Source organism: Micrococcus sp. (genome assembly GCF_034179925.1).
GTDB lineage: Bacteria > Actinomycetota > Actinomycetes > Actinomycetales > Micrococcaceae > Micrococcus.
Genome location: NZ_JAXFPG010000032.1, coordinates 36666 through 58397 on the forward strand (window position 1 = coordinate 36666; position 21732 = coordinate 58397).

At 70.8% G+C, this 21732-nt stretch carries 20 protein-coding genes; 8 read left to right on the forward strand and 12 right to left on the reverse strand.

The genetic code is table 11. From position 1 onward, the window contains the following. Window positions 1-88 precede the first annotated feature (88 nt). Together SPI96_RS05965 and SPI96_RS05970 are read right to left on the reverse strand one after the other, a co-directional pair. Window positions 89-1258: an SPFH domain-containing protein gene (locus tag SPI96_RS05965; RefSeq protein ID WP_321081448.1), complete on the reverse strand. Its 1170-nt coding sequence runs from the start codon at window positions 1256-1258 to the stop codon at window positions 89-91. A 38-nt stretch (window positions 1259-1296) separates the two neighbouring features. After that, the gene (locus tag SPI96_RS05970) at window positions 1297-1779 is read right to left on the reverse strand and encodes an NfeD family protein (protein WP_321081449.1); all 483 of its coding nucleotides are present in this window, start codon (window positions 1777-1779) and stop codon (window positions 1297-1299) included. 165 nt (window positions 1780-1944) lie between these two features. Here SPI96_RS05970 and SPI96_RS05975 point away from each other — a divergent pair, with 165 nt between their 5' ends. Together SPI96_RS05975 and SPI96_RS05980 are read left to right on the forward strand one after the other, a co-directional pair. Continuing rightward, entirely contained in the window at window positions 1945-2355 is a 411-nt protein-coding gene (locus SPI96_RS05975; protein WP_321081450.1) for a DUF3054 domain-containing protein, read from the forward strand. A gap of 5 nt (window positions 2356-2360) precedes the next feature. Then, complete coding sequence (locus SPI96_RS05980) at window positions 2361-3620, forward strand: CapA family protein (protein ID WP_321081451.1); 1260 nt, start codon at window positions 2361-2363, stop codon at window positions 3618-3620. A gap of 32 nt (window positions 3621-3652) precedes the next feature. Here the strand turns inward: SPI96_RS05980 and trpD are convergent, their stop codons facing one another. Beyond that, entirely contained in the window at window positions 3653-4714 is a 1062-nt protein-coding gene (gene trpD, locus SPI96_RS05985; RefSeq protein ID WP_321081452.1) for an anthranilate phosphoribosyltransferase, read from the reverse strand. Window positions 4715-4975: 261 nt separating this feature from the next. On the opposite strand from trpD, the gene SPI96_RS05990 reads away from it, so the two are divergent. The 4 genes from SPI96_RS05990 to SPI96_RS06005 all read left to right on the forward strand — a co-directional run bounded on the left by SPI96_RS05990 (window position 4976) and on the right by SPI96_RS06005 (window position 9262). After that, window positions 4976-5539: a cytochrome c oxidase subunit 3 gene (locus SPI96_RS05990; RefSeq protein ID WP_414601922.1), complete on the forward strand. Its 564-nt coding sequence runs from the start codon at window positions 4976-4978 to the stop codon at window positions 5537-5539. A gap of 79 nt (window positions 5540-5618) precedes the next feature. Then, a complete protein-coding gene (locus SPI96_RS05995) occupies window positions 5619-6425 on the forward strand; it encodes a c-type cytochrome (protein WP_321081454.1) in 807 nt (268 codons plus the stop codon). Between the two features lie 69 nt (window positions 6426-6494). Further along, on the forward strand, window positions 6495-7571 hold the full coding sequence (locus SPI96_RS06000) for a ubiquinol-cytochrome c reductase iron-sulfur subunit (RefSeq protein WP_321081455.1): 1077 nt from the start codon (window positions 6495-6497) through the stop codon (window positions 7569-7571). Window positions 7572-7576: 5 nt separating this feature from the next. Beyond that, window positions 7577-9262 carry a cytochrome bc complex cytochrome b subunit gene (locus tag SPI96_RS06005; RefSeq protein WP_321081456.1) on the forward strand — a complete coding sequence of 562 codons (1686 nt, stop codon included), beginning with the start codon at window positions 7577-7579 and terminating at the stop codon, window positions 9260-9262. A gap of 656 nt (window positions 9263-9918) precedes the next feature. Here the strand turns inward: SPI96_RS06005 and SPI96_RS06010 are convergent. The 5 genes from SPI96_RS06010 to SPI96_RS06030 form a co-directional block, all read right to left on the reverse strand. Continuing rightward, entirely contained in the window at window positions 9919-10320 is a 402-nt protein-coding gene (locus SPI96_RS06010) for a cytochrome c oxidase subunit 4 (RefSeq protein WP_321081457.1), read from the reverse strand. Next, window positions 10317-12026: a cytochrome c oxidase subunit I gene (gene ctaD, locus SPI96_RS06015; RefSeq protein WP_321081458.1), complete on the reverse strand. Its 1710-nt coding sequence runs from the start codon at window positions 12024-12026 to the stop codon at window positions 10317-10319. Before ctaD ends, SPI96_RS06010 begins: the two co-directional genes overlap by 4 nt. Beyond that, window positions 12026-12943, reverse strand: a complete 918-nt coding sequence (gene coxB / locus SPI96_RS06020; RefSeq protein WP_321081459.1) for a cytochrome c oxidase subunit II — start codon at window positions 12941-12943, stop codon at window positions 12026-12028. The genes ctaD and coxB overlap by 1 nt, the downstream gene beginning before the upstream one ends. A gap of 239 nt (window positions 12944-13182) precedes the next feature. Beyond that, window positions 13183-13578, reverse strand: a complete 396-nt coding sequence (gene erpA / locus SPI96_RS06025; protein WP_321081460.1) for an iron-sulfur cluster insertion protein ErpA — start codon at window positions 13576-13578, stop codon at window positions 13183-13185. 113 nt (window positions 13579-13691) lie between these two features. Continuing rightward, a complete protein-coding gene (locus tag SPI96_RS06030; protein WP_321081461.1) occupies window positions 13692-15101 on the reverse strand; it encodes a dipeptidase in 1410 nt (469 codons plus the stop codon). A gap of 45 nt (window positions 15102-15146) precedes the next feature. Here SPI96_RS06030 and SPI96_RS06035 point away from each other — a divergent pair, with 45 nt between their 5' ends. Next, window positions 15147-15794, forward strand: a complete 648-nt coding sequence (locus tag SPI96_RS06035) for a DUF3043 domain-containing protein (RefSeq protein WP_321081462.1) — start codon at window positions 15147-15149, stop codon at window positions 15792-15794. Between the two features lie 97 nt (window positions 15795-15891). On the opposite strand, the gene SPI96_RS06040 is transcribed toward SPI96_RS06035, so the two are convergent. Then, complete coding sequence (locus tag SPI96_RS06040; protein WP_321081463.1) at window positions 15892-17019, reverse strand: quinone-dependent dihydroorotate dehydrogenase; 1128 nt, start codon at window positions 17017-17019, stop codon at window positions 15892-15894. 56 nt (window positions 17020-17075) lie between these two features. Here SPI96_RS06040 and SPI96_RS06045 point away from each other — a divergent pair, with 56 nt between their 5' ends. Further along, window positions 17076-18179: an alpha/beta hydrolase gene (locus SPI96_RS06045; protein ID WP_321081464.1), complete on the forward strand. Its 1104-nt coding sequence runs from the start codon at window positions 17076-17078 to the stop codon at window positions 18177-18179. Here the strand turns inward: SPI96_RS06045 and SPI96_RS06050 are convergent. Genes SPI96_RS06050 through leuA form a run of 3 tightly spaced genes read right to left on the reverse strand, consistent with a single transcriptional unit; the run spans window position 18098 to window position 21574 of the window. Beyond that, a complete protein-coding gene (locus SPI96_RS06050) occupies window positions 18098-18991 on the reverse strand; it encodes an isoprenyl transferase (protein ID WP_321081465.1) in 894 nt (297 codons plus the stop codon). The two genes, SPI96_RS06045 and SPI96_RS06050, sit on opposite strands and share 82 nt — an antisense overlap. Further along, complete coding sequence (recO, locus tag SPI96_RS06055; RefSeq protein WP_321081466.1) at window positions 18988-19833, reverse strand: DNA repair protein RecO; 846 nt, start codon at window positions 19831-19833, stop codon at window positions 18988-18990. Before recO ends, SPI96_RS06050 begins: the two co-directional genes overlap by 4 nt. Window positions 19834-19840: 7 nt before the next feature. After that, complete coding sequence (leuA, locus tag SPI96_RS06060; RefSeq protein ID WP_321081467.1) at window positions 19841-21574, reverse strand: 2-isopropylmalate synthase; 1734 nt, start codon at window positions 21572-21574, stop codon at window positions 19841-19843. Between the last annotated feature and the right edge of the window lie 158 nt (window positions 21575-21732).

The following is a 21732-nucleotide window of genomic DNA, read 5'->3' on the forward strand; positions in this document are numbered from 1 at the left end:
CCTGATCAGGCCGCGGGCCGCCGCGCAGGAGGCGCGGACGGACCCGCAGCGGGGTCGTCTGGGTGGTTCAACCCCTCAGTGTGTCACGTCATTCCCCGGCCGGTCGATCGACGATCGTGGGGGAGGGACGGTCCTGGCCGGCCGCGGTGGGCGGGACGCCGGCCTCCGAGGCCGGCTCCTGGAGCTCCTCCGGCACGGCCAGGGCCTCGTCCAGAGACGTCTGGGGCAGTTCGTCCGCGGTCACCGCTCCGGCGGTCATCGCATCCATCACACCCGAGGTGCGCAGGGCGTCCGCGGTGGTCGGGCGGGCAGGGCGCTCAGAGCGACCCTTCTCACCGGCGGCCTTGCCCCGGGTGGCGGAGCGGCCGGAGAGGCGGGCGCCGTCGTCGTCCTGGGAGCCGCCGAAGGCCTCGCCGAGGCCCTGCAGGGCGCGGGTGAGCTCGGCCGGGACCACGAACATGGTGGTGGACTCGCCCTCGGCGATCTTCGGCAGGGACTGCAGGTACTGGTAGGCCAACACCTGGGAGTCGGCGCCGCCGGAGTGGATGGCGTCGAAGACCACCTCGATGGCCTCGGCCTCGGCGTTCGCGCGCAGCACGCGGGCCTGGGCGTCACCCTCGGCGGAGAGGATCTGAGCCTGGCGCTCACCCTCGGCCGTGAGGATCTGGGCCTGCTTGCGGCCCTCGGCGGTGAGGATCGCGGCGCGGCGGTCGCGCTCGGCGCGCATCTGCTTCTCCATGGAGTCCTGGATGGACATGGGCGGGTCGATCGCCTTGAGCTCCACGCGGGACACGCGCAGACCCCAGCGGCCGGTGGCCTCGTCCAGCACACCGCGCAGCTGGGAGTTGATGGCGTCGCGGGAGGTCAGAGCCTCCTCAAGGTTCATGCCGCCGACGACGTTGCGCAGCGTGGTGGTGGTCAGCTGCTCCACGGCGTGGATGTAGTTGGCGATCTCATAGGTGGCGGCCTTGGCGTCGGTCACCTGGAAGTACACGACCGTGTCGATGGAGACCACGAGGTTGTCCTCCGTGATCACCGGCTGCGGCGGGAAGGAGACGACCTGCTCGCGCATGTCCACCATGGGGAGCATGCGGTCGATGAACGGGATGATCACGGTGAGCCCGGCGCCGGCGGTCCGCTGGTAGCGGCCCAGGCGTTCGACGTTGGCCGTTCGCGCCTGCGGGATGATCTTGATCGAGGAGACCAGGAGCACGACCACGATCAGGGCCAGGGCGGCCAGCAGAATCAGTGATTCCATGGGGTTCCTTCCGGTAGGAGGAGGGGGATGGGCTGCTCTCAGGCAGGACCCAGGGGTCGGGGGCGGCCGGTGGGCTCGGCCGGGGCCAGGATCAGCCTGGCGCCGTCCACGCGGACAATCACAGCGTTTTCACCGGCGGCGAGGGCGGGGGCACCGGGCTCAACGCGCGCAGACCAGGTGTCGCCGTCGACGGTGACCAGACCCTCCGAGGAAGTGACCGGGACCGCCGGGACGGTGGAGCGCCCGGGCAGGGTGTCCAGGTAGGAGGCCGAGGCGGACGGGTCCGGGTGCAGGCGGCGCAGTGCGGTGGGGCGCACGGTGGCGAGCATGAGCACGGAGCTGACCACGAACGCAAGCAACTGCATGGGCAGGCCCGCGCCCACGAGGGCAGCACCGCCGGCGGCCGCCGCACCCACGGCGAGCATGGCGAACACGAGGTCCAGGGTGAGCAGCTCAACACCGATGAGCGCCGCCGTCGCCACGAACCACAGCCATCCGGCGTTCGCCTCGATCCACTCCATGAGTCCTCCTTGGGTCTCGCGCCGTGCACGGGCCTGTGCCGTCCGTTCCATTCTGCCTCAGGCGGCCCTCCATAAGCGCCGATAATGGACATTATGTCAACTTGATGCCCTGCCCCACGCCCTCGGAGTGGGCGGCGCCGCCCCGCATGCGGGACACTGGTTCCCATGCTCGCCTCCTCCAGCCCGCGTCCACCCGCGCCCCGCCCCTGGAATCGGTGGGCCCCCTGGCTCGCCCTCGCGGCCGACGCCGTCCTCGTGGTGGTGTTCGTGGCGGTCGGCCAACGCCAGCACCTCAGCGGCGGCGGCATCGGTCCGCTCCTGCAGACCGCTGCCCCGTTCCTGGTGGCCCTAGTGGTCGCCTCGCTCGCCACTGCTGTCTGGCACACATGGCACCGGATCTGGCCCCACGGCGTACTGGTGGTGGCCGGCACCGTGGCACTGGGCATGACGCTGCGTGTCTGGTGGGGTCTCGGTGGCGCGCCGACGTCCTTCGTCCTCGTCGCCACCGCAACACTGTCTGCGTTCCTGCTCGCCCGACGCACCCTCAGCTCCCTCACCATCCGGAAGGCTCACTGACTCCCATGGCTCTCCCCCTGACTCACACCCGCCGCAGCGCGGTGTTCGCGGCCACCGCCCTGCTCCTGGCCGGCTGCACGGCAGCCCCGATGCAGGATGATCCCGCGGCCACCGGCCCCACCATGCCGCAGAGCTCCGCCTCCGGGGAGCCCACCGCTGCACCGTCCTCCACCCCCAGCACTCCCTCGCGCACCCTGAGCGTGAACACCTCCGGGGACATCCTCTGGCGCCCGGGCCTCTACGAGCCGGCCCAGCAGCCGGACGGCAGCTACGACTTCCTCCCGCAGATCGAGTCCCTCACCCCGTTCGTGCAGCAGGCGGACCTGGCGATCTGCCACCACGAGGTGGTCATCCAGGCCGACGGCGGCCCCTACACCGGCTACCCGCGCTTCCGCTCCCCCAAGGAGTCCGTGGACGCCCTCGCCGAGGTCGGCTTCGACGCGTGCACCACCGCCTCGAATCACACCAACGACGGCGGCTTCGCCGGCCTCGTGCGCACCCTCGACACACTCGAGGCGGCCGGGCTCGAGACCGCCGGCACCTGGCGGTCCCGCGAGGAGGCGCAGATGCCGGACCTCATGACCACCGAGCAGGGCGTGGTGGTCGGCATCGTCTCCCAGACCTACGCCCTCAACGGGATCCCTAGCGAGCCGGGCACCGAGTGGTCGGTGGACCTGCTTGATCCCGACAAGGCGATCGCGGATGCGAAGAAGGCCCGTGAGGCCGGGGCCGACGTCGTGATCTACCACATGCACGCCGGGGACGAGTACACCCACATCCCCAACGCCGAGCAGGAGGAGGTCGCCACGCGCGTGGCCACCTCCGGCGCGGTGGACCTGATCATCGGCCAGCACCCGCACTGGGTGCAGCCCATCGACCGCATCGCCGGGGTGTGGGTCATCTACAGCACCGGCAACCTGATGACCTCCATGGAGGGCGAGACCCCCGGCACCCACGACGGCGCCATGGTGCAGGTCGACTTCACGGAGACCCCCGAGGGCGGCTTCGAGGTCTCAGACCTCACCTGGGCGCCCACGTACATCGTGACCCGCTGGAACGATCCCACCGGTGCCACCGACCCGCGGGTGCTGCTTATCCCGGATGAACTCGCCGACCCGAAGAAGGCGGCCACCATGGACCCGGACCTGCGCGCCCGCCTGGAGGCCTCCGCCGCCCGCACGCGCGAGGTGATCACCCGCCGGATCAGCCAGGGGCTCACCGAGCGCACCGCCGCCGACGTGCGGGCGGGGCGGACCCAGGGCTGACGGACCTCTCGGGGGCTGTGGGGCCCGGGCGCTCAGCCGGCCGAGCGGGAGAAGTCCACCCAGCGCTCGAGCACCTCGGCGGCCGCACCGGAGTCGAGCGAGCGCTCGGCGACCTCCTTCGCCCGGCGCAGACGCTCCACGAGCGGCCCCTGGGCGTCCTCGTCCGCCGCGGCCAAGCCGACGGCGGTGTTCAGCAGCACGGCGTCGCGCACGGGCCCGGGCCTGCCGGCCAACAGGTCCCGCACGATGCCCGCGTTGTGGGCCGCGTCCCCGCCAGCCAGCGCCTCCACGGACGCCAGCTCGACGCCGAGGTCCCGGGGGTCGAGCTCATGCTCCACGACGTCGCCGCGGACCTCGAGCACCAGGGAGGGCCCGGAGGTGGTGACCTTGTCGCGGCCATCCCGGCCGCGCACCACGAACCCGCGCACACCCCGGTCGGCGAGCACCTGGGCCAACAGGGGCGCCATGACCGCGCTCGAGCACCCCAGGGCCTGGGCCGTGACGCCCGCCGGGTTGGAGAGCGGGCCGAGGAAGTTGAACACGGTGGGCACGCCGAGCTGACGGCGCACCGGGCCCACGTGCTTCATCGACGGGTGGTAGTGCTGCGCGAACAGAAAGGTGATGCCCACCTCCTCGGCGCACTGCTCAGCCCGCTCGGCGGGCATGGACAGGTCCACGCCGAGGGCCTCGATGACGTCGGCGGCCCCGGCGGTCGTGGAGGCGCCGCGGTTGCCGTGCTTGACGACCCGCACCCCTGCGCCGGCGGCGACGATCGAGGACATGGTGGAGAGGTTGACGGTGCCGAGGCGGTCGCCGCCGGTGCCGACGATGTCCAGGGTGGGACCCGAGACCCGCACCGGGCGGGCCCTGCGCACCATCTCCTCGGTCAGCCCGCGCAGCTCCGGCACCGTGACCCCCTTGGCGGCCAGGGCCAGGAGGAAGGCACCCACCTGGGCGTTCGTGGCCTCGCCGGCCATCATCTGGCCCATGGCCCACGCGGCCGTGGGCGCGTCGAGGTCGTCCCCGGACGCGAGGGCGCCGAGGACCTCGGGCCAGCTGGACGGGGCAGGGCGGGGGGCGACGTCGGCACTCACGGCCCCGACTGTAGCCTCCCCGGGGCGCGCTCCCCCAGGGTGAGACGCCCGATTGAGGCCGGCTCCGGCGTCGTTGTCTGGACGTCTCCTGATCGTCTGCCGCCGAAACCCGCAGAATCCGGCTCTCGAGACCGTGTACGGACGGGCGACACGCTAGATTCGGTTTAGCCTCTGTCACGTGTTTGGGGCCATAATGGCAACGTGACCACTGCTACCCACACCCTCAATCAGCCCACCACGGGGCTCCCGAGCCGGCCGAACATGGTCCAGGTCGGGACCATGGTGTGGCTCGCCAGCGAGCTCATGTTCTTCGGTGGGCTCTTCGCCATGTACTTCACCCTCCGCTCGGCCTCCCCCGAGCTGTGGGCGGAGAACACCGCGATCCTCAACGTCCCGCTCGCCGCGGTGAACACCCTGATCCTGGTGCTCTCCTCCGTGACGGCCCAGTTCGGCGTCCTGGCCGCCGAGCGCCTGCAGCCCCGCCGCGTCGGCGGCAGGTGGGGCATGGTCGAGTGGTTCATCCTCACGTTCATCATGGGCGCCGTCTTCGTGGCCGTGCAGGCCTACGAGTACGCCACGCTCGTCTCGGAGGGCGTCACCATCGCCGCGAACGCCTACGGCTCCGCCTTCTACATCACCACCGGCTTCCACGCCCTGCACGTGACCGGCGGCCTCATCGCGTTCCTGTTCATCATCGGCCGCGCCTATATGGCCCGCCGCTTCGGCCACCACGAGGCCACCTCGGCGATCGTCGTGTCCTACTACTGGCACTTCGTCGACGTCATCTGGCTCGCACTGTTCGCCATCGTCTACTTCCTGAAGTAAGACGCCCCGCACTCCGCACCCCTTGAGGTACGGGCGAGGCTCAGGCCCCGTCCGGACGACACACGATAGGACACCCACCGTGAAGGCACTTTCGCAGAATCGACGCCATCCCCTGATGGGGCTGGCGCTCCTGCTGTTGGGACTCCTGGTGACCGGCGGCCTCTACTCGGTCGCCAGCACCGTGAACCAGGCCCAGGCGGCCACGCAGGTCACCGCCGCCGCCTCCCAGGACGCCATCGCCGAGGGCGAGAAGCTGTTCAACGCGAACTGCGCCTCCTGCCACGGCATGGGTGCCACCGGTGGACCCTCCGGCCCGAACCTCGTGGGTGTCGGCGCCGCCTCCGTGGACTTCCAGGTCGCCACCGGCCGCATGCCCATGCAGATGAACGGCCCCCAGGCCATGGTCAAGCCCAGCCAGTTCTCCGAGGAGCAGACCGCCCAGCTCGCCGCCTACGTCGCCTCCCTGGGTGCCGGCCCCGCGGTCCCCGAGGAGGAGTACCTCGACGTGAACGCCGAGGGTGTGGACATCGCCAAGGGCGGCGACCTCTTCCGCATCAACTGCGCGATGTGCCACAACGCCGCCGCCGCTGGCGGTGCGCTGACCCGCGGCAAGTTCGCCCCGTCCCTGCACGGCGTGGAGCCCCGCCACATCTACGAGGCCATGCAGACCGGCCCGCAGAACATGCCCGTGTTCTCCGACGCCAACCTCAAGCCCGAGGACAAGCGCGACATCATCGCCTACCTCAAGACGATCGAGGCCAACGGCTCCCCCGGTGGCCTGCAGCTCGGTTCCCTGGGCCCGGTGGCCGAGGGCCTGTTCATCTGGACCGCCGGCCTGGCGCTGATCGTCGGCTTCATGGTCTGGCTCACCAGCCGGTCCTCCTGATCCCGCCGGCGCCACGACGCCGCGCACCCGTCATCCGCATACATCACTCGAGCAAAGGAAACTGGTCTTATGGGCGAGAAAGGCTACGAAGGGACCGAGGGACACTCGGCCGCCCTCGAGCACGCCGGTGAGGATGCTCCCCGGCACGCCATCGACAACCCGGGCCTTCCCCCTCACCGTCCGCGCCTGGCCGATGAGGACCCCCGTGCCGCCAAGAAGGCGGAGCGCCAGGTCTCCGTGCTGTTCCTCGTGTCGATCCTCGGCACCGTGCTGGCCTTCATCGGCTACTTCGGGGTCGGCCAGATCGGCAACGACGAGCCGATGAGCCGGATCTACCTGCAGAATCTCCTGCTCGGTCTCGGCACCGCCCTGGCCATGCTCGGCATCGGCGTCGGCGCCGTGCACTGGGGCAAGACCCTGATGCCCGACCACGAGTGGGTCGAGGAGCGCCACGAGATCCGCACTGAGGCCGACCGCGCCAAGGCCTCCGGGACCGTCGCCGCCATCCTCGACGAGTCGCAGATCAAGCGCCGCCCCCTGCTGCGCAACACCCTGATCGGGGCCGCCGTCCTCGCCCCGCTGCCGTTCGTGGCCGCCTTCCGCGACCTGGACGACACCGACAGCTTCTCCGACGAGGCCGTGAACAACTTCGGCCCCGAGCGGCTGCGCCACACCATGTGGGACCAGGGCGTCCGCCTCGTGCGCGACCCCACCGGCTCCCCCATCAAGGCCTCAGACGTCACGATGGGTACCGCGATGCACGTGATCCCCGAGGGTCTGAACGACCTCGAGCACGGCAAGCTCAACGAGAAGGCCAAGGCCGTCGTCCTGGTCATGCGCCTCGACCCCGCCAAGGTGGACGTGAGCCCGGGCCGCGAAGACTGGAACGTGGACGGCATCTTCGCCTACTCCAAGGTCTGCACGCACGTGGGCTGCCCCATCGCCCTGTACGAGCAGCACACCCACCACCTGCTGTGCCCCTGCCACCAGTCGACCTTCGACCTCGCGCAGGAGTGCAAGGTGGTCTTCGGCCCGGCGAGCCACGCGCTCCCCCAGCTGCCGATCACCGTGGACGACGAGGGCTACCTCGTCGCCCAGAGCGATTTCCATGAGCCCGTCGGGCCTGTCTACTGGGAGCGTGGCTGACACCCATGAGCACTGCAGTGAAAGAGTTCCAGCCCGCGACCTCCACGGGACGCGTGGCCAACTTCGTGGACACCCGCATGGGTGTATCCCCGATCGTCAACTTCTTCGCCCGGAAGGTCTTCCCGGACCACTGGACGTTCATGTTCGGCGAGGTGGCCCTGTACAGCTTCGTCGTCCTGCTGCTGTCCGGCGCCTTCCTGACCTTCTTCTTCGACCCGTCGATGGCCCACGTGACCTACGACGGCGCCTACGCACCGATGCGTGGACTCGAAATGTCCGCCGCCTACGCCTCCGCGCTGGACATCTCCTTCGACATCCGCGGCGGCCTGTTCATGCGCCAGCTGCACCACTGGGCGGCGCTGATGTTCGTGGCAGCGATGTCCGTGCACATGCTGCGCGTGTTCTTCACCGGCGCGTTCCGCCGTCCCCGTGAGCTCAACTGGGTGGTCGGCTGCTTCCTGCTGATGGCCGGCTGGGCCGCCGGCTTCACCGGCTACTCCCTCCCGGACGACGTGCTCTCCGGCAACGGCCTGCGCATCATCGACGGCATCCTCAAGGCCCTGCCGGTGGTCGGCTCCTACCTGTCCGCCTTCCTGTTCGGTGGCGAGTTCCCCGGCTACTCCGTGATCGGCCGCCTGTACGCGCTGCACATCATGATCGTCCCGGCCGCCATCCTGCTGCTGATCGCCGTGCACCTGTTCATGGTGGTCGTGCACAAGCACACCCAGTACCCCGGCCCCGGTCGCACCGAGAACAACGTGGTCGGCTACCCGGTGGGCCCGGTGTACGCGGCCAAGGCCGGCGGCTTCTTCTTCATCGTGTTCGGCGTGCTGGCCCTGTTCGCCTCCACCGTCACGATCAACGCGATCTGGAACTACGGCCCGTACGACCCCTCCCCTGTGTCCGCCGGCACCCAGCCGGACTGGTACATCGGCGTGTTCGACGGCGCCCTGCGCCTGATGCCCGGCATGCTCGGCGACTTCTCGTTCCTCTGGAACGTGCCGATGCCGTGGGGCTCCTCGGTGTCCCTCCCCATGGGCGTGCTGGTCCCGCTGCTGCCCGTCGGCATCCTGCTGGGCCTCATGGTCACCTGGCCGTGGATCGAGCGCTGGATCACCAAGGACGACCGTGAGCATCACCTGCTCGACCGCCCGCGCAACGCCCCGACGCGCACCGCGATCGGTGTGGCCGGCGTCGTCTGGTACTGCACCATGTGGGCCGCGGCCTCCTCGGACCTGATCGCCACGCACTTCCACCTGTCCCTGAACGACGTGCTCTACTTCCTGCGCGCGATGTTCTTCCTGGGCCCGGTGCTCGGGTTCATCATCACCCGCCGCATCTGCCTGTCGCTGCAGCGCAAGGACCGTGAGCTCGTCCTCCACGGCCACGAGGCCGGCGTCATCGAGATGTCCCCGGAGGGCGGCTTCCACGAGCGTCACCGCCAGCTCACCGACTACGAGCTGTACCGCCTGGTCGCCTTCCCGGAGAACCGCCCGGTGCCGCCCACCCCGGGCCGCAACGGCAAGGTGTCCCGCCTCGAGCGGATCCGCGCCGGCCTGAACCGCATGTTCTACCAGGACCGGGTCGCCCCCGTCTCCCGGCAGGAGCTCGCGGACGCCCGAAGCCATGGCGAGCACGGCGCTGAGGCCATCACCTCCCAGGACGGCCACACCCCGCAGATCGGCCACTGACCGACGCCCCGACCGCCGAAGGCCCCCGACACCCACGGTGTCGGGGGCCTTCGTCTGTCTGCGGGGGCATGGCGAGGAGGGGTGGAGTCGTGGCCGATGCCGCAGTCCCGGGTGGAGGGCACGGCGCTGCGTGTGGGAGTGCAGGCACGGCATGAAGTTCCCCTTATCCGTCCCCGCTCTCCATGCTCCGGGGGCGAAAGTGGCCGGAATAAGAGTGGAATAGCGGGCACTTTCGCCCCCGGAGCGCTGGGGTGGAAACCACGGGAGGAACGGGAGCGCTGGTTGCCTGGAGTCGGTTTCAGAGAGTCCGACGGCGCCAGGGGTGCGGCTGGGGGGGTGCCCGGAGGGGCCGGCTGCGGTCAGGGCATGCACTCGGGGAGGCCCCGATGCCGCGGTCGGCCTCGTCATGGTGTTTGCCATGCTCCGCCCCTCCTCTCAGCGCTGCGGGGGCGAAAGTGGCCGGAATAGGAGTGGAATAGCGGGCACTTTCGCCCCCGGAGCGCTGGGGTGGGGTGGGCTTGGAAGGGAAGCGCTGGGGGGAGAGAGTGGGGCTCGGCGGCTGCTCGCGGTCTCTGCGGTCACGGTCCGCATGCAGAGACGCCTCGGGCCGGCTCCCGTGTGGGAGCCGGCCCGAGGCGTTCGGTGGGACCGTGGAGTCAGTGCGCGTACTTGCCGCGGGAGAACTCGTAGACCCAGCCGAAGGTGAAGAAGATCGAGGCGCCGACGCCGATGTAGAAGACCCACCAGCCGACCGCCAACCCCGTCACCACGATCGCGCAGGCGAGGCCGAGGCCGAGCGGCCACCAGCTCCACGGAGCGAAGGTGCCATAGGTGCCAGCGAAGTCGGTGATCTCACCGTCCTCGTCGTCCGCGGGGCCCAGGCCGAACTTCCGGTCCGTGGCCCGCAGATACCAGGCGATCATCCAGCACATCGCCGCCAGGGCGTAGATGGCGGGGATCCCGGCCCACTCGGTCCAGTTCACCCAGAACGCGTAGAGCGTGCCGATGGCGACCATGAAGAGGCCCACCACCCAGAAGATGTTCTCCAGGACCTTCATCGGGCCACCTTCTCTCCGAACGCTTCAGGCTCGGCCTGGGGCGAGTAGGGCGAGAGCTCCGGGTGGTGCAGATCCAGGGCCGGACGCTCGGAACGGATGCGCGGCAGCGCATGGAAGTTGTGACGCGGGGGCGGGCACGACGTCGCCCACTCGAGCGAGGCGCCGAAGCCCCACGGGTCGTCCACGGTCACCTTCTTGCCGTAGCGCGCGGTCTGGTACACGTTCCAGAAGAACGGGATCAGGGACGCGCCCAGGATGAAGGAGAACACCGTGGAGAAGGCGTTCATGGCGGCGAAGCCATCCTCTACCATGTAGTCCGCGTACCGGCGGGGCATGCCGATCACGCCGAGCCAGTGCTGGATGAGGAAGGTGCCGTGGAACCCGACGAACAGCATCCAGAACTGGATCTTGCCCAGACGCTCGTTCAGCATCTTGCCGGTGAACTTGGGCCACCAGAAGAAGAACCCGGCGAACATCGCGAACACCACGGTGCCGAAGATGACGTAGTGGAAGTGCGCCACCACGAAGTAGGTGTCGGACACGTGGAAGTCCAGCGGCGGGGCCGCGAGGATCACGCCGGTCAGACCGCCGAAGAGGAAGGTGACCATGAAGCCGAGAGTCCAGAGCATCGGGTTCTCGAAGGTGATCGAGCCGCGCCACATGGTGCCGATCCAGTTCACGAACTTCACGCCGGTCGGGACCGCGATGAGCATGGTCATCACGGAGAAGAACGGCAGCAGCACGGAGCCGGTCACGTACATGTGGTGCGCCCACACGGTCACGGAGAGCGCGGCGATGGCCGTCGTCGCGAAGACCAGGGACTTGTAGCCGAAGATCGGCTTGCGGGAGAACACCGGCACGATCTCCGAGACGATCCCGAAGAACGGAAGCGCGATGATGTACACCTCGGGGTGGCCGAAGAACCAGAAGAGGTGCTGCCACAGGACGGCACCGCCGTTCTCCGGGTTGAAGATGTGGCCGCCGAAACGGCGGTCCATGCCCAGCGCGAAGAGCGCGGAGGCCAGCGGCGGGAACGCCATGAGGATCAGGATGCCGGTGATCAGCGTGTTCCACGTGAAGATCGGCATGCGCCACATGGTCATGCCCGGGGCGCGCATCGTGAGGATCGTGGTGATGAAGTTGACGCCGCCCAGGATGGTGCCGAAGCCCTGCAGGGCCAGGCCGAAGACCCAGAGGTCACCGCCGACGCCCGGCGAGTAGGTGGTGTCGGACAGCGGCGCGTAGGCGAACCAGCCGAACGAGGCCGCCCCCTGCGGGGTGAGGAAGCCGGCCGTGGCGATCAGCGAACCGAACAGGAAGAACCAGAACGCCAGAGCGTTCAGACGCGGGAAGGCCACGTCCGGGGCGCCGATCTGCAGCGGCACGAGCACGTTCGCGAAGCCCACGAACAGCGGGGTGGCGAACATCAGCAGCATCAGGGTGCCGTGCATCGTGAACAGCTGGTTGTACTGCTCCTTCGTCTGCAGGATCTGCATGCCCGGCTCGAAGAGCTCGGCACGGATCATCAGGGCCATCACGCCGCCGACGCAGAAGAAGACGAAGGACGTGATCAGGTACATGTACCCGATCGTCTTGTGGTCGGTGGTCGTCAGCCAGTTGACGACGATCTTGCCGAGGGAGCGAGGCACGACGCGCGGCTGAGCCTGGCCGCGTCCCTCGTCCATCACGTATTCATAGCTGGTCATCAGTGGCTACCTCCGCCGCGAGGGGTCTGGAGGTCGACCTCCATCTCCTGGGCACCGTCGGGGTTCATGTTGGGGTTGCGGTTGTACTCGTCGCCCACCAGACCGGGCTGCATCTCGTCCAGACGCTGCAGGAACGTGGCCTCGTCGACCACCTCCACGTTGAACAGCATCTCGGAGTGGAACTCGCCGCAGAGCTCGGCGCACTTGCCGTCGTAGGAGCCGGGCTCCTGGGGGGTCAGGTAGAGGTCGTTGGTCTTGCCGGGGAGCATGTCGCGCTTCTGGAGGAACTGCGGGATCCAGAAGGAGTGGGCGACGTCGCGGGACTTCAGGGCGAAGTGCACCGGCACGTCCTCGGGCAGGTAGAGGGTGGGCAGGGTCTGCTGCACGCCTTCCCGGCCGTTGAGCTGGGCCTGCACGCCCTGCAGGTGGGCCTGGACGGTCTGGCCGTCCGGGCGCTGGTACTCGTAGTTGAAGTCCCAGGACCACTGCTTGCCGTAGACGGTCACCGTGAGCGGCGAGTCCTCCACGGGGGTGTCGACCTCGGTCTGCACACGGTCGGTGAAGCCCCAGAGGGTGAAGACCATCAGCACGGGCAGGAGGGTGAACATCACCTCGACCGGCACGTTGTAGGCCGTCTGCTTCGGGAAGCCGACGTCGTTCTTGCGGCGCCGGTAGGCGATCATGCACCAGATCATCGCGGCCCAGGCCACCAGGCCGACCGCGAGGGCGGCGATCCAGAAGTTCACCCAGAGGTCGGTGAGCTGGGCATTGTGGTTGGTGGTTTCGCGCGTGCCCGGCAGCCAGCCGCGCTGGACTTCTGCCGAACAGCCGGTCAGCGCCAGCAGGGCTGTGGCCCCGAGGGCTGCGCCCTGCAGCCGGCGACGGGTCCGACGCCCGGCGTCATTCTGTGCTCTCACAGACGGCCTTCCTCTTCATCTCGTGTGCGATGGACTCCCCTCCCCCATGGCGCCTGCGGGAAACGTGCAGGTTCCTGTCAGGTGGTGCAGGTATGTCCGTGATGACTCCGGGCCAGTCTATGCCGTCGGCGCCCGAACGGGGGCACCGAGTTGCCCGGCCGTGTCGTCTGCGCCACGTCGCCGGGCACGACGACGCCGGGCCGGCTCTCGAGGGCCAGCCCGGCGCGGGTGTCTGGGGATCAGTGGAAGGAGTCGCCGCAGGCGCAGGATCCGGCGGCGTTGGGGTTGTCGATGGTGAAGCCCTGCTTCGAGATGGTGTCCTCGAAGTCGATGGTCGCGCCCATCAGGTAGGGCACGCTCATCTTGTCGACGATGACCTCGACGCCCTCCTCGTAGGCGCGGATGGTGTCGCCTTCGAGCACCCGCTCGTCGAAGTAGAGCTGGTAGATCAGGCCGGAGCAGCCGCCGGGCTGGACGGCCACGCGCAGGCGCAGGTCCGTGCGGCCCTCCTGCTCGAGCAGGGCGCGCACCTTGGCGGCGGCGGCGTCGGTGAGCTCGACCTCGTGCGGGGGCAGCCCGTCGGCGTCCTGGGTCGCGCCGATCTCGACGCCGGTCTCCTCTGCGGACAGTGCCATCCTGGCCTCCTGGTGTGGTGTGGGGGTCGGCGATAGGTGTCGCCGGGGGTCATGGGGGTGAACGACGCCGGACCGGCGGGCATTCCCGCCCGGCACCGCGTCGCGGGGCGAGCTCAGAGTGAGAGCCGGGCCAGCCAGATCGCCTCGGCGAGCACGGCACGGCGGAAGTCCTCGAGGTGGAGGGACTCGTTGGCCGAATGGGCCCGGGAGTCCGGGTCCTCCACGCCGGTGATCAGCAGCACGGCCTCGGGGAACACCTCCTGAAGGTCGGCGGTGAACGGGATGGACCCGCCCAGGCCGATCTCGCGGGCCGGCACGCCCCAGGCGTCCTCGAGGGCGCCGAGCATGGCGACGGCCGGCTCGGAGGAGGTGTCCGTGGCGAAGGGCTGGCCGAACTCGCCGGCCTCCACGGTGATCCGCGCCCCGAGCACGGCCTCGGACTGCGCCTCCAGGTGGGTGCGCAGGGCCTCGAAGGCCTCCTTCGGGTCCATCCCCGGGCCCAGGCGCAGGGAGAACTTCGCGCGGGCGGTGGGCTGAAGGGTATTGGAGGAGCCGGCCACGGAGGGCACGTCCATGCCGATCACGCTCAGGGCGGGGGCGTTCCACAGCCGATCGGCGAGCGAGCCGCGTCCGGCGAGCCGGGCGCCGTCGAGCACACCGGCGTCGCGCCGGAAGTCGGCCTCGGGGTATTCGACGTCTGCGTGGTGGCGCGGCTCGAGCCCGAGCACGGCCACGGCGCCGTCGGCGTCGTGGAGGGTGGAGATCAGGCGGCTGAGCAGCACGACGGCGTCGAGCACGGGGCCGCCGAACACGCCCGAGTGCACGGCGTGGTCGAGGACCTGCACGGTCACGGTGCCGTCCACGAGGCCGCGCAGGGAGGTGGTGAGGGCGGGCTCACCGACCGCCCAGTTGGCCGAGTCGGCCACGACGATCGCGTCCGCGGCGAGCCGGTCCCGGTGGGCCTCAAGGAACCCGCGGAAGGTCGGGGAGCCTGCCTCCTCCTCCCCCTCGATGAACACGCGCACCCCGACGCCGGCCTCGGGCAGGACCTCGTCCAGGGCGGCCAGGGCGGCCAGGTGGACCATCACGCCGGCCTTGTCGTCGGCGGCGCCGCGGCCGTAGAGGCGACCGTCGCGCTCGGTGGCGACCAGCGGCGGGGTGTCCCAGAGGTCCTCGTCGCCGAGGGGCTGGACGTCGTGGTGGGCGTAGAGCAGCACAGTGGGCCGGCCCGGCGCGGCGGGGCGGGATCCCATCACGGCGGGGCCGCCGGGCCGGCCGTCGGGGCGGTCGAGGGTCTCGACCTGCACGTCCTGCAGGCCGACCTCGCGAAGGAGCCCGGCCACGGTCTGCGCCGAGCGCTCCAGCTGGGCGCGGTCCGCGGTGTCCCAGGCGATGCCCGGGATGGCCACGAGGTCCTTGAGGGTCTGCACCGTGTCCGGGAAGCGGCGGTCGACGGCGGCGCGCAGCGCGTCGACGAGCCGCGCCGCGTCCGACGGGGCGGCGGGCGTGGAGGTCTCGCTCATGGTGCCAGCCTACGACGCCACCCGGACGGCCCCTAGACTGGGGCGGTGCTGAGACGCAGGAAGACCACCGAGACCCCCGCCGACGGGCGCCCCGAGGCCCACGGCTCCACCGCCGCCCCCGCAGGGGGGACGGCCCCCTCCGCGCCCGACGCCAAGGGCGCCTCCGGCCGTCGCGACCGCTCCCAAGGCAAGGGCGTGCCCACGCCGCGCCGGAAGGACCAGGAGGCCGCCCGGCGTCGCACCCTGGTGCCGGAGGACCGCAAGGCCGCCCGCCGCGCCGAGCGCGAGGCCGCGGCCGCCGAGCGCAGGCGCCAGCGCGAGGCCATGATCACCGGCGATGAGCGCGCCCTCCCCCAGCGCGACCGCGGCCCCCAGCGCCGCTGGGTGCGGGACTTCGTGGACGCCCGCACGGGCGTGGCCGAGTTCCTGCTGCCCGTGGTGGTCCTCTACATCTTCCTGATGATGGTGCCCTCCCGGCAGGTCCAGGTGTACCTGATGATCGCCCTGTACGTGCTGGTGGCCGTGATCGTGGTCGAGGCGTTCCTGATCACCCGCCGCGTCCGCCGCGGCCTGACCGAACGCTTCGGCCAGGCCGAGCCCGGCACCGGCTTCTACGCCGTCATGCGGGCCCTGCAGTTCCGCCGCCTGCGCCTGCCCAAGCCGCAGGTGGCCCGGGGACAGCACCCGCGCTGACCCCAGCACCCGCCCCTGCCGGCCGCACGGCCCCACAGACGTGGCGAGCCCCCGGAGCATCACGCTCCGGGGGCTCGCTGCGTGGGGCCGGTGCGGCTCAGCGGCGCAGGTCGCGGGCCAGGCCGGCGTTGATACGGCCGGCCCAGAACGGGCCCTCGTAGAGGAACGCGGTGTAGCCCTGGACGAGGTCCGCGCCGGCGCTGAGGCGGTCCGCGACGTCCTCGGGGGTGGTCACACCGCCGACGCTGATCAGCGCGACCTCGGAGGGCAGAGCGGCGCGCAGCTGCACGAGCACCTCGCGGGCCCGGGCCGCCAGCGGCACACCGGACAGGCCGCCCTCGCCGAGCTCGGCGATCCGCTCCGGGGAGACGGTCAGGTTGGTGCGCTCGACGGTGGTGTTGGTGGCGATGACGCCGTCCACGCCGAGGCGGACCACGAGCTCGGCGACCTCGGCGATGGCCTCGTCGCTGAGGTCCGGGGCGATCTTCACGGTCAGGGGCACACGGCGGCCGGTGACGCGGGCATCGGCCTCCTCGCGGACGGCCTCGAGGATGCGCTCGAGGGCGTCGCCCTCCTGCAGGGTGCGCAGGCCCGGGGTGTTCGGGGAGGAGACGTTCACGGCCAGGTAGTCGGCGTGGGGGGCCAGCAGGGCGGTGGACTTGCGGTAGTCCTCCGCGGCCTCCTCCAGCGGGGTGGTACGGGTCTTGCCGATGTTCACCCCGAGGATCGGGCGGTTGGCGCCGTGGCGGCGCTCAAGCACCTCAAGCGTGCGGGCCAGGCGCGGGGCGACGGCGGCGGCGCCGTCGTTGTTGAAGCCCATGCGGTTCACGAGGGCGAGGTCCTCGCGGATGCGGAACAGGCGGGGGCGGGGGTTGCCGTCCTGGGGGCGGGCGGTGATGGTGCCGACCTCGATGTGGCCGAAGCCGAGGTCCGTCAGGGACGAAGTGCCGCGGCCATCCTTGTCGAAGCCGGCGGCGAGGCCGAACGGCGAGGGGAAGCGCAGGCCCATGACGGTGCGGGCCAGCAGCGGGTCCGGGTAGAACGCCGCGCGCAGGGCGGTCGACACGCCGGTGCGCTCGACCGCGCGGATGGCGTCGAAGCCGATGTGGTGCGCGGTCTCAGGGTCCATGCCGGAGAACACCGCCCGGAAGAAGGGCGGGTAGACCCGGGGGGCCCGGGAGGTCAGGAGGGAATCGATGGCAGTCCGGGGGCTAGGCAGGCGCATGGACTTATCTTCGCATGAGCGATGCCGACTCTCGTGGATCTGCTTACGCTCGTGACATGAACCGCCCCCACACCGACGACACGCCGGAGCACACCACTCCCCAGGCCAGCCGCCTCGCCCGGACCCCCTCGGGCCAGGAGCCCGGCCCGCGTTGGCGGCCCGACCACCTGCCCGGCTTCGAGCAGGCCACCCTGGCCTCCCGCAGCGAGGGACGATCCCCACGGCCTCTCACCGTGGTCCGCCCGCAGCACCGGCACCCCAACCCGGCCCGACGCCGGCCCGTGCTCGCGGTGCACGGGTGGAGCGACTACTTCTACAACCACGAGCTCGCCGAGGCCGCCGAGGCCGCCGGCTACGCCTTCCACGCGGTGGACCTTCCCGGCTACGGGCGATCCCTGCGGCCCGGGCAGACCCCCGGCTGGACCGACGACCTGCGCCGCTACGACACCGACCTCGAGACCGCGCTGGCCGCCGTCGCCCGCGAGCACCCCCTGCCGCCGGTGCTGCTGGGCCACTCCACCGGAGGCCTGGTCGCGGCCCTCTGGGCCGACGCCCACCCCGGACGGGCGGAGGCGATCGTGCTCAACAGCCCCTGGCTGCAGACCCACGGCGGCACCCCGGTGCGCACCGTGCTGCAACCGCTGCTGAGGCCCCTGGCCCGGCGTCACCCGCACGCCGCGCTCCAGCTGCCCTTCGACCACTACTGGCGCAGCCTCTCGGCCGAGGCCGACGGCGAATGGGACCTGCACCCCGACTGGCGTGGGCGCCGCGCCTTCCCCGTGCCGGCGGCCTGGCTGGACGCCGTCCTCGAGGGGCACCGGGCCGTGGCCCACGGACTGGACGTGGACGCCCCCGTGCTCGTGCTCGCCTCCCGCGCCGGCCACGCCGGCCTGCGATACAGCGAGGCCATGCAGGCCGCGGACATCGTGCTGAACCCGGACGTCGTCGCCGAGCGCGCCCTGCGGCTCGGCGATCGCGTCACCGTCCACCGGCACGACGGCGCCCTCCACGACGTGTTCGCCTCCGCCGAGCCGGTCCGCCGGGCCGCCCTGGCCGAGACCCTGCGATGGCTGCGGGCCTACGCTCCCCCGGCCGGCCCCTCCGACCCGGTTCCGGCCCCCGAGGTGCCGGACGCTGAGGGGGCCGCCGGCACCGACTGAGCGCCGGCACGGTCCACCGCCCCGCCGTACCGGCGATCCCGGCGCGCGTACTCCAGCACCGCCTCATAGAGGGTGCGCCGGTCCACGTCCGGCCACAGCACATCCAGGAACACGAGCTCCGCATAGGCCGACTGCCACAGCAGGAAGTTCGAGAGCCGCTGCTCCCCCGAGGTGCGCAGGAACAGGTCCACATCCGGGGTGGGGTCGATCCCGTGCTCACCCGAACGGTATGCCCGGTCCAGGTGACGGGTGATCGTCTGCTCGGTGATGTCCTTGGGCCGCAGACGCCCAGCCCGGACCTCCTCGGCGATCGCCTGCACGCCGTCGAGGATCTCCGCGCGGGAACCGTAGTTCACGCACATGTGCAGGGTGGTGCCCGTGTTGTCCCTGGTGAGCTCCTCGGCCTCGCGCAGCTCCCGGATCACCGGCGTCCACAGGCGCGGGGCTCGGCCGTTCCACCGGATGCGCACATTCCAGGAGTGCAGGGTGTCCCGCTGGCGGCGCAGCACATCCCGGGAGAAGCCCATCAGGAAGCGCACCTCCTCCGGCGACCGGCTCCAGTTCTCCGTGGAGAACGCATAGGCGGAGACATGCCCCACCCCCAGCTCCACAGCCCCAGCGACCACGTCCAGCAGCGCCGCCTCCCCCGCCCGGTGGCCCTCGGTACGCGGCAGGCCGCGTTGGTTGGCCCACCGTCCGTTGCCGTCCATGACGACGGCCACATGCCGCGGCACGAAGCGGGGATCCAGCGGCGGCGGGGTCGCCCCGGACGGGTGCGGCGGCGGGGTCACCGGGCGGTGGGGCGCGGTCATGGTCTCCTCTCGGCGCCGGGGGCGCTCGCGGGCACCCGACGCCCCGGTGCGGCGATCTCCTGGTCCAGCACGGCCAGGGCCACGAGCCGGCGGTCGGTGTGGAACTGCAGGTACGCGGACACGATACCGGCCGCCTCCCGGCGTGCAGTGGGCACGGCGGCGTCGACCACCGCCCAGTTCCCGGCCGTCAGCGCCGTCAGCAGGGCGAAGGTCTCCGGGGCCGGGTGGGCTGAGCCCGGCGGTCGGCAGCGCGGACATACGGCACCGCCCACGGCAACGTTCAGTGCGTCGTGGGGGCCCGGGGCCCCGCAGCGGGCGCAGTCGGAGAAGGTGGGGGCCCACCCGGCCTGCGTGAGCGAGCGCAGCAGGAAGGACAGCACGATCATCCGCGGCTCGTGGGCACCCCGGGCCAGGGCGGACACGGCCCCGTGGAGGAGGCGGAACTGGGCGCGCCGGCCGTCGTCGTCCACGGCCGTGATCCGCTCGACGGCTTCGGCCAGGGCCGCGGCGGCGGCGTAGGCCTCGTAGTCGGCGGCCAGGGTCTGCCCATAGGGGTGCAGGAGCTGGCCCTGGGTCACGGTCTGCAGCTCACCCCGGCCCCGGGCGAGCTGCAGGGTGGAGTGCATGAAGGGTTCCACGAGCGCACCGAACCGTGAGGTGGACTTGCGCACCCCCTTGGCCACCGCCCGCACGATCCCCTCCCCCGGGGTCAGCAACTCCACGATCCGGTCCGCCTCACCCAGACGGTGGGTGCGCAGCACGATCGCCTCGGTGCGGTGGGTGCCCATGGACACCCCGCCGTGCCGCGCACCCCGCCGGGAGGCGGACCGGTTCGCTGCCATGGGCGGTTCAGCCTCGCAGGGCGCGGTTCACGGCGGACACCACGGCCTTCAGGGACGCCGAGGTGGTGTTGTGGTCCAGGCCCACGCCCCAGAGCACACGGTCCCCGACGGTGGCCTCCACGTAGGCGGCCGCCATCGCCGAGCCACCCTCGGAGAGGGCATGCTCGGAGTAGTCGAGCACACGCACGTCCACGCCGTCCTCGCCGAGGACGTTCAGGAACGCATCGATGGGTCCGTTGCCCTGGGCTGCGCGGGTCCGGCGGACACCGTCAACATCCAGCTCCACCTCCATGCAGAAGAGGCCGCCTTCCCCTGACTCCGAGCGGACCGAGACGACCCGGTAGCGGCCCCAGCGCTCGGCGTCGGCCTCGGCCGGCAGGTACTCGTCCCGGAACACCTCCCAGAGGTCCGCCCCGGAGATCTCCCCGCCCTGAGCATCAGCCATGCCCTGGACGACGTGCGAGAACTCGATCTGTGCACGGCGGGGCAGGTCGAGGTTGCGCTCGGACTTGAGCAGGTAGGCCACCCCACCCTTGCCGGACTGCGAGTTCACCCGGATCACGGCCTCGTAGGAGCGGCCGATGTCCTTCGGGTCGATCGGCAGGTAGGGCACCGCCCACGGGATGCCCTCGATGTCCGTGCCAGCGGCGGCCGCATCGGCCTCCATGGCCTCGAAGCCCTTCTTGATGGCGTCCTGGTGGGAGCCGGAGAACGCCGTGAACACGAGGTCTCCACCCCACGGGGAGCGCTCGGGTACGGCCATCTGGTTGCAGTACTCCACGGTGCGCTTGATCTCGTCCATGTCCGAGAAGTCCAGCATCGGATCGATGCCCTGGGAGTAGAGGTTCATGCCCAGGGTCACGAGGTCCACGTTGCCGGTGCGCTCACCGTTGCCGAACAGGCACCCCTCGATGCGGTCCGCTCCGGCGAGGTAGCCCAGCTCGGCGGCGGCGACGGCGGTCCCGCGGTCGTTGTGCGGGTGCAGGGAGAGGATCACGGCGTCGCGGTGCTCCAGGTTGCGGTGCATCCACTCGACGGAGTCCGCGTACACGTTCGGGGTGGACATCTCCACGGTGGCCGGGAGGTTGAGGATCATCTTCCGGTCCGTGGAGGCCTCCAGGACCTCGGCGACCTCGTCGCAGATGCGCCGGGCGAAGTCGAGTTCGGTGCCGGTGTAGGACTCAGGCGAGTACTCGTAGGTGATCTGTGTGCCGGTGAGCTGTTCCTCGAACTTCTTGACCAGGCGCGCGCCGGAGGTCGCGATGTCCACGATGCCGTCCTGGTCCTGCCGGAACACGACCCGCCGCTGGAGTACGGAGGTGGAGTTGTACAGGTGGACGATCGCCCGGTCCGCGCCCTGGAGTGACTCGAAGGTGCGCTCGATGAGGTGTTCACGGGCTTGGGTGAGCACCTGGATGGTGACGTCGTCCGGGATGTGGTCGGCCTCGATGAGCTGACGGACGAAGTCGAAGTCGGTCTGGGAGGCCGAGGGGAAGCCCACCTCGATCTCCTTGAAGCCCATGCGCACGAGCAGCTGGAACATGCGCAGCTTGCGCTCGGGCCCCATCGGGTCGATCAGGGCCTGGTTGCCGTCACGCAGGTCCACGGCGCACCACAGGGGCGCCTTCTCTATGACTCTGCCCGGCCAGGTGCGGTCGGGCAGGGAGACCTCGATCTGGTCCTGGAAGGGCAGGTAGCGGTGTGCCTTCATGCCGGAGGACTGCTGCAGGAATGCGCTCATGCTGGTCGATCTCCCTCACTCACTGGGCGCGCCGTGGCGCGCGGACTGGACGTGGGCCGGGCCGGTGGGCGACTCCGCACGGGGCGTCCGGTCCGGTGGGAGACGATCGCCTCCGCTGTGCCTCAGGCGGCGTGGCGCGCGGCCTGGCACGGGGACCC